Source organism: Kitasatospora sp. NPDC004289 (genome assembly GCF_053602875.1).
The window spans coordinates 51555-63135 of record NZ_JBSGEL010000049.1 but is presented as its reverse complement, the minus strand read 5'-3'; the positions used below and the strand labels follow the sequence as shown (position 1 = coordinate 63135).

The 11581-nt window shown below is 70.6% G+C and carries 13 protein-coding genes and 2 pseudogenes; 4 read left to right on the top strand and 11 right to left on the bottom strand.

Annotated features, from left to right (window positions below):
• On the bottom strand, nucleotides 1-1385 hold a 1385-nt coding region (locus tag ACWEPF_RS28150; RefSeq protein ID WP_452174733.1), incomplete at its 3' end, for a heavy metal translocating P-type ATPase.
• A 49-nt stretch (nucleotides 1386-1434) separates the two neighbouring features.
• Nucleotides 1435-1725, bottom strand: a complete 291-nt coding sequence (locus ACWEPF_RS28145) for a heavy-metal-associated domain-containing protein (protein WP_452174732.1) — start codon at nucleotides 1723-1725, stop codon at nucleotides 1435-1437.
• 208 nt (nucleotides 1726-1933) lie between these two features.
• Here ACWEPF_RS28145 and ACWEPF_RS28140 point away from each other — a divergent pair, with 208 nt between their 5' ends.
• On the top strand, nucleotides 1934-3181 hold the full coding sequence (locus ACWEPF_RS28140; protein ID WP_452174731.1) for a threonine/serine ThrE exporter family protein: 1248 nt from the start codon (nucleotides 1934-1936) through the stop codon (nucleotides 3179-3181).
• Nucleotides 3182-3315: 134 nt separating this feature from the next.
• Here ACWEPF_RS28140 and ACWEPF_RS28135 read toward each other — a convergent pair whose 3' ends face one another.
• A complete protein-coding gene (locus tag ACWEPF_RS28135; protein WP_452174730.1) occupies nucleotides 3316-4254 on the bottom strand; it encodes a MerR family transcriptional regulator in 939 nt (312 codons plus the stop codon).
• A 170-nt stretch (nucleotides 4255-4424) separates the two neighbouring features.
• Between ACWEPF_RS28135 and ACWEPF_RS28130 the strand changes: the two genes are divergently transcribed.
• The gene (locus ACWEPF_RS28130; protein ID WP_452174729.1) at nucleotides 4425-4691 is read left to right on the top strand and encodes a hypothetical protein; all 267 of its coding nucleotides are present in this window, start codon (nucleotides 4425-4427) and stop codon (nucleotides 4689-4691) included.
• 49 nt (nucleotides 4692-4740) lie between these two features.
• Here ACWEPF_RS28130 and ACWEPF_RS28125 read toward each other — a convergent pair whose 3' ends face one another.
• From ACWEPF_RS28125 to ACWEPF_RS28110, 4 genes are all read right to left on the bottom strand, one after another.
• Nucleotides 4741-5169, bottom strand: a complete 429-nt coding sequence (locus ACWEPF_RS28125) for an NTP pyrophosphohydrolase (protein ID WP_452174728.1) — start codon at nucleotides 5167-5169, stop codon at nucleotides 4741-4743.
• Nucleotides 5170-5297: 128 nt separating this feature from the next.
• Entirely contained in the window at nucleotides 5298-5879 is a 582-nt protein-coding gene (locus ACWEPF_RS28120; RefSeq protein WP_452174727.1) for an RNA polymerase sigma factor, read from the bottom strand.
• Nucleotides 5860-6180 carry a hypothetical protein gene (locus ACWEPF_RS28115; protein WP_452174726.1) on the bottom strand — a complete coding sequence of 107 codons (321 nt, stop codon included), beginning with the start codon at nucleotides 6178-6180 and terminating at the stop codon, nucleotides 5860-5862. The genes ACWEPF_RS28120 and ACWEPF_RS28115 overlap by 20 nt, the downstream gene beginning before the upstream one ends.
• 455 nt (nucleotides 6181-6635) lie before the next feature.
• A protein-coding gene (locus tag ACWEPF_RS28110; RefSeq protein ID WP_452174725.1) for an IS3 family transposase occupies nucleotides 6636-7882 on the bottom strand; the annotation gives its coding sequence in 2 pieces (ribosomal slippage) (nucleotides 6636-7603 and nucleotides 7603-7882; 1248 coding nt in all).
• Nucleotides 7883-8064: 182 nt separating this feature from the next.
• Here ACWEPF_RS28110 and ACWEPF_RS28105 point away from each other — a divergent pair.
• Nucleotides 8065-8505, top strand: a complete 441-nt coding sequence (locus ACWEPF_RS28105) for a hypothetical protein (RefSeq protein WP_452174724.1) — start codon at nucleotides 8065-8067, stop codon at nucleotides 8503-8505.
• Nucleotides 8506-8598: 93 nt separating this feature from the next.
• On the opposite strand, the gene ACWEPF_RS28100 is transcribed toward ACWEPF_RS28105, so the two are convergent.
• Nucleotides 8599-9429 carry a S1 RNA-binding domain-containing protein gene (locus ACWEPF_RS28100; protein ID WP_452174723.1) on the bottom strand — a complete coding sequence of 277 codons (831 nt, stop codon included), beginning with the start codon at nucleotides 9427-9429 and terminating at the stop codon, nucleotides 8599-8601.
• A 210-nt stretch (nucleotides 9430-9639) separates the two neighbouring features.
• On the opposite strand from ACWEPF_RS28100, the gene ACWEPF_RS28095 reads away from it, so the two are divergent.
• On the top strand, nucleotides 9640-10182 hold the full coding sequence (locus ACWEPF_RS28095; RefSeq protein WP_449795936.1) for a hypothetical protein: 543 nt from the start codon (nucleotides 9640-9642) through the stop codon (nucleotides 10180-10182).
• A 7-nt stretch (nucleotides 10183-10189) separates the two neighbouring features.
• Here the strand turns inward: ACWEPF_RS28095 and ACWEPF_RS28090 are convergent.
• From ACWEPF_RS28090 to ACWEPF_RS28080, 3 genes and pseudogenes are all read right to left on the bottom strand, one after another.
• Nucleotides 10190-10429 (bottom strand): annotated as a pseudogene (locus tag ACWEPF_RS28090) (TipAS antibiotic-recognition domain-containing protein); the annotation flags it as partial.
• Between the two features lie 16 nt (nucleotides 10430-10445).
• Nucleotides 10446-10529, bottom strand: a pseudogene (locus tag ACWEPF_RS28085) (MerR family DNA-binding transcriptional regulator); the annotation flags it as partial.
• A 139-nt stretch (nucleotides 10530-10668) separates the two neighbouring features.
• Nucleotides 10669-11469 (bottom strand): class I SAM-dependent methyltransferase, encoded by an 801-nt coding sequence (locus ACWEPF_RS28080; protein WP_452174722.1) that lies wholly within the window; start codon nucleotides 11467-11469, stop codon nucleotides 10669-10671.
• Nucleotides 11470-11581: the final 112 nt, after the last annotated feature.

Here is an 11581-nt window from a genome sequence, read left to right as displayed (position 1 = left end):
TGGACGGCGAGCAGGGTCATCTTGCCGGTGGTCACGGTGCCGGTCTTGTCCAGCACGATGGTGTCGACCTTGCGGGTGGTCTCCAGGACCTCGGGTCCCTTGATGAGGATGCCGAGCTGGGCGCCGCGGCCGGTGCCGACCATCAGGGCGGTCGGGGTGGCCAGGCCGAGCGCGCAGGGGCAGGCAATGATCAGTACCGCCACGGCGGCCGTGAAGGCGGCCGTCCAGCCCTCGCCGGTGGCGAGCCAGAAGACCAGGGTGGCCAGGGCCAGGGTGATCACGACGGGGACGAAGACCCCGGAGATGCGGTCGGCCAGGCGTTGGGCGGCGGCCTTGCCGTTCTGCGCGTCCTCCACCAGCTTGGCCATCCGGGCGAGCTGGGTGTCGGCGCCGACCCGGGTGGCGCGGACCACCAGGCGGCCGCCGGCGTTGACGGTGGCTCCGGTGACGGCGTCGCCGGCGCCGACCTCCACGGGCACGGACTCGCCGGTGAGCATCGAGGCGTCCACCGCGGAGGAGCCCTGCTCGACCACCCCGTCGGTGGCGATCTTCTCGCCGGGCCGCACCACGAACAGGTCACCGACGGCCAGTTGGGCGGTCGGCACCCGGACCTCGGCGCCGTCGCGCAGGACGGTGACGTCCTTGGCCCCGAGCTGCAGCAGGGCCTTCAGGGCCGCACCGGCCGTCCGCTTCGACTTCGCCTCGAAGTAGCGCCCGGCCAGGATGAAGGCGGTGACGCCGGCCGCCGCCTCCAGGTAGATGTTCGACGCACCGTCGGAGCGGGCGATGGTGAGCTCGAAGCCGTGCCGCATCCCGGGCATCCCCGCGTGCCCGAAGAACAGCGCCCACAGCGACCAGAGGAACGCGGCGCCGGTGCCGAGCGAGACCAGGGTGTCCATGGTCGCGGCGCCGTGCTTGGCGTTGGTCCAGGCGGCCCGGTGGAACGGCCAGGCCGCGTAGGTCACCACCGGCGCGGTCAGGGTGAGGGAGAGCCACTGCCAGTTGTCGAACTGCAGCGCCGGGATCATCGCCATCGCGATCACCGGCAGGCTGAGCACCACGGAGGTGACCAGCCGCTGCCGCAGCGGGGTCAGTGGGTCGGGCTCACCGGTCGCCCCCGCCCCCGCCCCTGCCTCCGGCTCGGCGTCCGCCGGCCGGGGGACGGCCGCGGTGTAGCCGGTCGCCTCGACGGTGGCGATCAGGTCGGCGACCTCCACCGAGTCGGCGGCGAAGGAGACCTTCGCCTTCTCGGTGGCGTAGTTGACGATCGCTTCGACGCCGTCCATCCGGTTGAGCTTCTTCTCGACCCGGGCGGCGCACGACGCACAGGTCATGCCACCGATCTCGAGTTCCACCTCGTGGGAGGCGGGTGCCTGCGTGCTCATGGGTGCTCCTCGCTGGGTCGTGAAGGCTCGTGGACGAGGGGGTGAACCCTCAGGCGCGGCCGGTGAGTTCGTAACCGGCCTCGTCGACGGCGGCGCGCACGGCCGCGTCCTCGGGCTCGCCCTCCGAAGCGACGGTGACCAGGCCGGCCGCGACGTCGACGGAGACGGAGGTGACGCCCGGGAGGGCGGAGACGGCGGCGCCGACCGACTTCTCGCAGTGGCCGCAGGTCATCCCGGCGACGGCGTAGACGGTGGTGACGCGGTCGGCGGCGACGGGGGGCTCGATGGTGAGGGTGGTCGAGTCGGTCGAGCAGGTGCCGGCGGGGGAGCAGCAGGACATGGCGGTCTCCTCTTGATGGTCCGTCAGATACCCATGGGGGGTATCTCCTTGTGGAGATATTTATACCCCTGGGGGGTACCCGGCGCAAGGGGGTCCCGACGGACCGTCAGCCGATCGGCGGTGTGTTCGTGCGGGGCGGTGGGGCGAGCGCGGTGTTACGTTCGCGGCATGGGCCGCGGCGGCTGTGGCCGGACCGGGACGTGAGGCAGTGGACCGACCAGACGACGCCGGCCTCGACCGGGTCACCGACTTCCTGCGCCGGTTGACCGGGCTGATGCTCGACACCAGCGGCGAAGGCGCCGAACTGATCGAGCATCACGTGCGGGCTGCGGCCGAGGTGCTGGGGGCCGAGACCGATGTGCTCCTGGTGCCGGACGGGGCGACGCTCACGGTCACGGTCCGCGGGAGGTCCAGGACCGTCACCGTCCGCGGGGTCCCCGAGGTCTTCCGCCTCGACCGGCTCACCGCGCTCAAGCCGCTCCTCACCGACCTCGCCGAGGGCCGTACCGACCTGGCGGAGGCGGAGCGGCGACTGGAGCGGATCCGGACCTCCCCGGCGCCGTACCCCTGGTGGCTGAAGCTCCTCGGCATCGTGCTGTTCTCGGTCGGCTTCGCCCCGCTGATGCAGCCGACCTGGTACGAGATCGGCACGACCGCCGCCCTCAGCACGCTCGTCGCCGTCCTCGCCGTCGCGGCCGACCGGAGGCCACGCCTCACCAAGGTCCTACCGCTGGTGGTCGCGGTCGCGGTCTCCGTGCTCACCCTCGAACTGTTCGCCGACGACGCGGCGCGCGGCGGCCCCGTCCTGCTGATGCTCCCGGCGCTGTTCTTCTTCGTCCCCGGTGACTACCTGAGCGCGGCCTCGGCCGAGCTCGCCGCCGGCCACATCACCACCGGTGCCGTCCGCCTGGTCTACTCCGCCTTCCTGCTCCTGCAGTTGTACGTCGGCGTGCTGATCGGTGTCCTCGTCACCGGAACCTCCACCCGGGCCCTGTTCGACCAGGCGGCCACCTCCGACCTGCCGCGCTGGTCACTGTTCCTCAGTTGGATCGTCTTCACCGTCGGGACCGTCCTCGCCTTCGCGATCCCGCTCCGGCTCCTGGGCCCACTGCTGCTCCTGGTCTACCTCACCGTCGGCGTGCAGTCGCTCGGCACGAAACTCATCGGCGAGGTCGGCGGGACGTTCGTCGCCGCCACCGTCCTCGCGGCGGTGGCCACCGCCCTCGCCCGCGCACCGCGGCACCCGCCCCGGCTCGTCCTGCTGCTCCCGGGCTTCTTCACCCTCACCGTCGGCTCGCTCGGCATGCGCGGCCTCACCACCCTCGCCGGCGGCTACGTGATCGAGGGGTTCCAGGACCTGCTCAAGCTGGTGACCATCGTCATCAGCATCGCCGTCGGCATGGTCCTCGGCGCCGCCCTGGCCACCCCCGAGCGGCCCCGGTCCCGGCCGCTCTGACGCTCCGACGGGCGCCGGCCCCGACCACCGCGGTCGCCGGGCGGTGAGCGGACCGAGATCAGCCACGAGTCGGCCTTCGTCGACATGGGCGAGGGCCGACCGGGCCCGCCCGCTCACCGCCGCGCGGGCGCGTGCTACCGCCCGGAGTGCGCGCGGAGCGCCTCGCCGAACCAGGCGAACACCGGGCCCAGCCCCTCCGGGACGGGCCAGCCGTTGACCGTCGCCAGCAGGTGCCAGTACCGCTCCGCCCGCGGATCGCCCGCGACCTCCAGCCTGTTCAGCAGCCAGCCGCGCAGCTCCGCGTCGTCGGCCCTTCCGAAGGTCTCGGCGTAACGGGCCGTCAGCCCGGCCAGCACCTCGGCCGCCGCTGCCGACCCCGGCGCCGTGCCGGCCTCCAACGCCCGGCCGACCCCCTCGCGCACCGCCTCGGTGAGCTCGTGGTGCAGCCCCGTGTCGTCGCCCCGCTCGCGCTCGTCGGCCTGGTACCGCGCCATCCGGCGCACCGCCGCCCGGAAGTCCGGATCCCGGGTCAGCTCGGCGAGCTCCACCCAGGCCTCGACCTGTGCGGGCTCGGGGTCCTCCGGCAGCACCGGCGCGGCCGCGCGCATCATCGCGACGAGCTCCGGGTTGGCGTCGTAGCGGCCGAAGGTGTCGTCGATGAACTCGGCGACGAGGTGCCCGCGTTCCTCGTCGGTCAGTTTCGCCAGTCGGTGCATCAGGGTCATCTCCTCGGTGGTGGAGCCTCGTTCGGCCACCGCGCGCAGCACCGCGCGCCGCAGTCGGAGCGTGCGGATCTGCACCTCCAGCGCGTCCGCGTGCGCCGCCGCCACCTCGGACACCGACACCTCCCGGTCCAACACCCGCCGGATCACGGCGAGTTCGACCCCGAGGTCGCGCAGTGTGCGCACCAGGTCCAGACGGGCCAGCGCACCGACGTCGTACAGCCGGTAGCCGGACGGACTACGGTCCGTCGGCGGCACGATCCCCTCGTCCGAGTAGAACCTGATGGTCTTGACCGTCAGCCCGGTCCGCCGAGCCAGGTCCCCGATCGTGAAGAGCGCGTCGCCGTCCATGCCCGTACCCTCCCGTCTCCCCCCACTGGAGACTCAAGTGCCGTCGCCCCCGGGGCGTGTCGGTGGCCCCCGAGAAGACCCCCATTCACCCACGGCAACAACCGACTGTCCCGGCAACGGCTAGGCTCGCGGCCATGGAGTTCGCTGCTGGAGTTCCCTCCGCTTGGCACGTGACGTTGCGGAGCGGCGCGTTGGTCGAGCTGTGGGCCGACGCCTACGCCATGGAGAAGGACGCTTGCGTCTTCTCGGTCCTGGTCCGAGCGGCGGCGGCCGAGCAGGCCGAGCTCGAGGTGAGTGCGAGGACTCCCACCGATCCCGATCGGATCGACATCGTGGTCGCCCGCCTCCCCCGGAGCGAGGTCCGGCAGCTGCACACCGCTGCCGAGCGTGCCGTGGACGGGCTCTGCGTCTGCTCGGGAGAGGATTCCGGGCTCTGAGGGATGCCCAGGCTGCTCCTCGTTGCGACGGCCGGTTCGCGCGGGCCGTTCAGGCGGGGCGGACGGTGCGCGGGCCGGTCACGTCGGCGCCCAAGGCGGCTACCCGAGTGCGGAGTTCGCGGTCGGCGGTGACGACCAGGCAGGCGCGGTCCGGATCCGCGGAACGGGCCGCGCCGACCAACTCGACGATGCAGTCGTCACCGCTCCCCGACGCTGCCACCACCCGTACCCGAGGAACCCCGGACACCCCGCGAGCGGCTCCCTCCACCACCAGGACCACCTCAAGCGGGCCACCGTGCCACCGCCCCGGAGTGCGATCAGCGGCGAGCGCCAACCCGTCCTCCGCGACCGGCACCAGCGCGTCGCGCAGCCGCTCCGCCGCACCCCGCCGGTCGCGCCACCAGCCGTCCGGCACCGAGCCCACCACGTTCGCGCCGTCCACCACGAGGAGCGGTGGCCGCTGCGCGTCGCTGTCCATGCTGTCCGTTCTTCCGCCAGCAGGCCTCAGAGGGCGTTCCCACCTGGTGTTGATTTTTCGCAGGCCAACGCAGTGGACCTATCACCAGTCGCGCAACAGCCGTGTTGCTGTCGTCGACACTGAGGCCCTCATGATCGATGGTTCGACCGGATCAGACTTCGAACCTCCTCGGAGGCCATGAGGTACTGACGGGCACGATGCAGCAGCACCCGGACCGTGCTCGGCGCAACTCCCAGCAGCCCGGCGATCTCCTGGGGTGCGTAACCGAAGAGACTCAGATGAAGGACCTGACCTGTCCGCCCAGGCACTTGCTCTGCTACGGATAGCACCAGCTCCAGCAGGTCAACGTCACCGCTCGGCGCTGCTCGCAGAAGCCCTTCATCAACGAGGGGGGTGAGTTCCTCGCTGGAGACCGGGACCTCTCGCTGCCGCCGCAGGTGATCGATTGCTCGGCTCCGCGCCACCGTCACCGCGTAACCCACTGGGTGGTCCATCCTGGCCACCCGGCCCCACTGCTTGAAGATCGACTCAAGCGCGGTCTGCGCGATGTCGTCAGCGGTGTGATCAGGCACATATCGTCGTGCGGCGCGCACAAGGGCCGGCCACGCGCTCTGGGCAAACGCCTCGAAGCACGGCGACGAGGCCGGGGAGGTGTCTTCACCCCCGCCGACCTCATCGTGCAACGTGCCGTCAGACCGAGCTGCCGACATCTGCAACGCTAACCGTTTCGAGCGGAGCGTCTGACGCCCCCGCCTCAACCTGCGGAGCCTCGTCGGTCAGCCGCTGGAACGCCTTCCAGCGCTGCCGAATGGCCACGCACCGCCGCCGCACCCACTGCTGGAGCATCCAGAGGACGTCGACCGCCGCGGCGGTGAAGACCGCCAGCTCGGCCCTCTGCGCGACCGGGGCCCAGTCGGGGCGGTAGCCCCGGGCCAGGAAGCACCCGAAGAACGTGACGACGAGCAGCACGTAGCGCGCCGTCCTCCCCAGCTTCCGGAAGAGCTTGATCATCTTTGTTGTCCCATTTGTCTTGTCTTCAGTTGATCTTGTTGCTCCCTGGACCCCAGGCGAGGGGATGGCACCAGAGAGACATGACGAGACTGGTAGGACGGCGCGCCGGATTTCAGGCGAACGCGACGCGTCCACCCTTTCGGATGAAAGAAACCACGACGAGCAGACGGGCCTGAGCCTCGCCTGCTATGCGATGGTGATCTTGAGTTGGAGGTCTGGCCGCTGACGGCTCGTCGCCTCGAGACATCAGCAGCCGGACCTGACGACAGACATGGGACTAAGACATCCGTCACTCTTCTAACGCGACAGGAAGCCACTTCGTTTACTGCAAGGCAGCCCTGTCTCGAAGAAGCAGCATCGCAGGGGAAGTAGGCATGCTCTGACCAGCAAAGATGTGGCCGCGCTCGCCGAAGATTCGACAGGAATCGTGAACCGCCCCGCTTTCGGTGGAGACCTCAGCCTGTGGTTGTGGCCTGTGGTTTTGCGGTTGTGAGGTGGTAGGTGTTCTCGTACTCGACGGGCGGGACGTGGCCTATCTCACCGTGAAGTCGGCGGTGGTTGTACCAATCGACCCGCTCGGCGGTGGCGAGCTCGACTTGCGAGATGGTCCGCCAGGGTCGCCGGGGTTTGATCAGCTCGGTCTTGAACAGCCCGATCGTGCTCTCCATGAGGGCGTTGTCGTAGGCGTCGCCGACGGATCCGATGGAGGCGGCGATGCCGGCTGCGTCGAGGTGCTCGGCCAGGCGGAAAGACGTGTACTGACTGCCCGCGTCGCTGTGATGTATCAACTCGCCCCGTCTGGGCGGGTATCCGTCGCGGTCACGCTGCCACAGGGCCATCTCCAGGGCGTCCAGGACGAGCCTGGTCTGCTTCGTGGTCGCGGCGGCCCAACCGACACTGCGGCGGGAGAAGGTGTCCACGACGAACGCGACGTAGACGACGCCGGCGAACGCGGCCACGTGTGTGAAGTCCGCGACCCAGCACCGGTTCGGCGCCGGCGCGACGAAGTCGCGGTCGACCAGGTCCGGTGCCCGCGTGGCGGACGGGTCTGGGACCGTGGTGGCCAGCTGCTTGCCGCGGACGGCTCCGGTGATGCCGAGCTCTCGCATCAGCCGCTCGATGGTGCACCGGGCCACCGCGTGGCCGCGGCGGTTCAGCTCGTGCCAGATCTTGCGGGCCCCGTAGACCCGGAAGTTGTCCTCGTAGGCTGCGGCGATCAGTTCCTTCAGCTCCGTGTCGCGGACCGAACGGGCGGACTCGGCACGGTTGTTGAAGGCGTAGTAGGTGGAGGGGGCGATGCTGCAGCCGTGCTCGGAAAGTACGCGGCAGATCGGCTCGACACCGCCGAAGCGGCCCCGGTGCCCGTCGATGAACGTTACGAGCGCAGATGTGGCCGGTCGAGCTCGGCCGCGAAGAAACTCGCCGCGGCCTTGAGGATCTCGTTCGCGCGCTTGAGCTCGGCGATCTCCTTCTTCATCGCCTTGATCTGCGCGGACTCCTCCGTCGTCGTTCCCGGGCGCTGCCCGGAGTCGACCTGGTCCCGCCGGACCCAGTTGCGCAGCGTCTCGGCCGAGCCGATACCGAGTTTCTCCGCGACGCCCCGCAGCGCGGCCGACTCGTTCGGGTAGTCGTCGAGGACCTCGGCGACCATGCGTACCGCACGACGGTGCAGCTCAGGCGGGTAGGAGGAGGGACGTGCCATGACTCGAATCCTTACACGAAATCGAGTCTCCACCGAACACGGGGCGGTTCACTGGGACTTGCCGAGGAATCGAACACCGAGCCATGATCAGCACAGTCCACCTGACTGCTTGGCACCGTGAGGTGTCTGGGGCGGCTCCTGTGCCTGGGCTTGAGCGGAAGACGCGGGAGGGACGGGTAGCAGTGGACAGAGATCGGCGGCATGAGGCTGTTGAGGCGCTCCGCGAGCTCTCGCGAAGCCACGACTACCGCGACCGGGCGGATGCCGGGCGCGCCCTGGCAGGCTTCGCCGAGATGCGGGAGGCCTGCGGGCCACTGCTGGCGCTCGTGCTCGACCCGGGTGACACCTTCGTCACCCGGGTGACCGCGGAAGCGGTGCTCCGGCGAAAGGACAGGATCGGGTTGGCGGTAGTCGCCTCCGCACTGGCCGTCGCCGACTCGAATCAGAGCGATTGGATCCATACCGCGATCCTCGATGTGTTCAGCACCTTCTCCGAGGACCGGGACAACGCGATGCGGCTGTGCGAGGAGATGTTTCGGGACGCTGACGACCGCGTGGTTCTGGGGGCTCGTCAGCTGAACGAAATCCTGGCCGAGATCGACCCTGTTCTTCGCACCGTGTAGCGCTGGGCGGGCACTGCGACAATCCCGCGCCAGTCAATCTTCGATGAGACGGGTCATGTCATGCGGACCCGGCTGAGGCGAGCGCGCGAGAGGTCAGTCGCGAGCCGGAGAGGCGTGCCGTCGGGAGAGGGACAGCCTGCGTCGTTCTCGATCGATCTCAGTGACGACGACCGTGATGTCGTCGCCGACTTGGACGACCATCTCTGGAGCCTCGACAGGCGTCCAGGTGAGTTCCCGCAGATGGACCAGGCCCTCGATGTCGTTGGTGACCTGCACGAACGCTCCGAACGGAACCAGCTTGGTAACTCGTCCCTGCAGCGACTGCCCCACTGCGGTGGTCTCGGCGAAAGCCTGGAACGGGTCGGGCTGCGTCGCTCGCAGGGACAGCCTGGCCTCTCCGTTCGTCGTGTCGAACTGGAGGAACTCGCACCTGACGCGCTGGCCCACCTGAACGACGTCCGAAGCCGCCTCGAAGTGCCGCCAGGACAGCTCGGGGATCGTGATGAACCCGACGCCGGGGAAGACCGGATGGTCCGGGCCGTCGTCCAGGGTGACGAACACTCCGAACCGTTCGATCGACCCGATCCGGCCCGACAGGACTTCTCCGGTGCGCAGGGATTTCAGGAACGCCCAGAGTTCGGGGTTCTCCGTGGCGGCCGTGGACATCCAGACCCGACCTTGCGCAAGGTCGATGGCGGTCACCTCGGCGGTGATCCGGTCGCCGACCTCCACGGCCGCTCCCGAGGACCGGACCCAGGACCGGTCCAGCGGCCCCACGAACCCCAAGGGACGTGCAGCGAAGCCGTCCAGGATCACCGACACACCTCGTGGAGTCAGTTCTGCCACGATCCCGCTGCAGACATCACCGACCTGGATCGCAGCCAGGAACCTCCGGGAAAACTCATCGTTCGACGCCCCGTCCATGCCGCCCAGCCTCTCACGCCTGACCGTCTGTCAGGTCATCAGGTCATGGGAGGGGTTCGTGCCCGGTGGCCGGGACGGCGACGGTGGTCGTCGCCCTGACCGACGCGCTCGACGAGCGCTCGGGACCACGAAGTCGCTGGTCGTCAGTGGTGGATCGTCGGTATCGTCCGGGCACCGACGAGTGGGGGTGGGCCGGTGCGGCCGTTGTTGATGGTGGATGTGGACGGGCCGTTGAATCCCTTCGCGTCGAAGCCGTACCGGCGGCCCGAGGGGTACGGGACGCACCGGTTGATGACGCCTCGGTGGGAGGCGATGGAGCGGCGGCGGCTCCGGGAGTACGGGCTGCCCCACAAGGCGCCGAAACCGCTGCGGGTCTGGCTCAACGAGGAGCACGGGGCGGCACTCGCCGGGCTGCCGTTCGAGCTGGTCTGGGCGACGACCTGGGAGGAGGAGGCGAACGCGTTCGTCGCGCCGCTGCTCGGCCTTCCCGAACTGCCGTACGTCGCCTGGGCGGAGCCCCGCCCCGAGCCCGGGGGCGGGGTGTTCTGGAAGACGCCGCAGATCGTGGCCTGGGCCCGGGGGCGTCCGTTCGCGTGGGTCGACGACCTGATCACGGAGGCGGACCGGGCCTGGGTCCGGGCCAACCACCCGGGCCCGGCGCTGCTGCACCACGTGGACCCGAAGACCGGCCTGACGCCGGACGACTTCGCGCGCCTGGCGGACTGGGCGGAGCAGCTGGGCCGGAAGGCCTGACGGTGACTCAGGCCGGCAGGCCCGCCGCGTAGAGCTCGATCGCGGCCTGCTGGTACTCGGCCAGCCCGGGAGCGATCGCCTCGTACGCGGCGCGCCACTCGGGCTGCCGCACGCAGGCCCGCCCCATGGCGCGGAACTCCTCCGCCGTGACCGGGTGGAGCTCCGTCAGGGACCGGAACTGCGCGTCGACTTCCGCCTGCGCGGCCGCGTCGGCCACCGGAACGCCGGCCGCCATCAGCTCGGCGAGCGATCCGGGCCGGCGGGAGCAGGCCGATCCCCTCGTAGTGCCGCAGCGTCCGGGCGGTCACGCCCGACATCCGGGCGACCTCCGCGATCGGCAGGTCCATCGCCCCTCCTCGTCGGGCCGGTCCGTCCGGACCTGGTCACGACCGTAGGAGCTGCCGCAGCGTCAACGTCAAGCGCGGTGCGTCCGGGCCGGGCCGCCGTTCCTCCGGCGGGGCGGGGCAGATCGGAGCGGACCGGCGCTCAGGCCGCGGCGCGGAGGACGTACGCCGTCATCGGGGCCGTCACCGGCCCCGGCCCCAGCCGGGCCGTCATCTCCTCGACCACGAGGGCCCGGACCTCCGGCGTGTCCCCGCGTTCCAGCACGCCCGCGCGGACGGGCGTGCCGGTGAGGAAGCCGATCGCGACGTCGGCGGTGGAGGCGGCCCGGCCGTCCAGCGTCAGCTCCCGCTGCTCCTCGACGGTCAGACCGGCGGCGGTCAGATCGGCGGCCACGGCGGCGGGATCGGCGTAGCCGTGCGGGACGGTGGGGAGGAACGGCGGTGCGTCGCCGGGGAAGGCCCGCTCCAGCCCGGCCTGCAGCGCCGCGCCGTAGGCGTGGGTGGGGAGTGGCCCCCAGGTGGTGAGGAGTGCCCGGCCGCCGGAAGCCAGCACCCGGCGGATCTCCCGGTAGGCCGCCACCCGGTCGGGGAAGAACATCACGCCGAACTGACAGACCACCAGATCGAACGCTCCGTCCGGGAACGGCAGGTGCTGCGCGTCGGCCTGCTGCCACACCGCCCCCGGGGCCCGGGCGGAGCCGTAGGTGACCATCGCCTCGTTGAGGTCGGTGGCCGTCACTTCGGCGGTGGGCAGGGCGGCCAGCAGAGCGGAGGTCAACACCCCTGTACCCGCCGCGAGTTCGAGCACCCGCCGGGGTCGGAGCGCCGCCGCCCGGGCGGCCAGGTCCTCGGCGAACGGCCGGAAGACCACCGGCACCAGGTACCGCTCGTACGCCTCCGGCATGGACTCGGACCACCGGCGGTCCGCGCTGTCTCCGGTCATGCCGCGATGCTAGTCCCGCGAGGGGGCGGTTCGCCGGTTCCGCCTCGCCGGGTACGGTCGGGTGTGGCCGGGTGCTCGGCCGGTCGGTTTCGGGAGCCCGTCGTACTCCCCG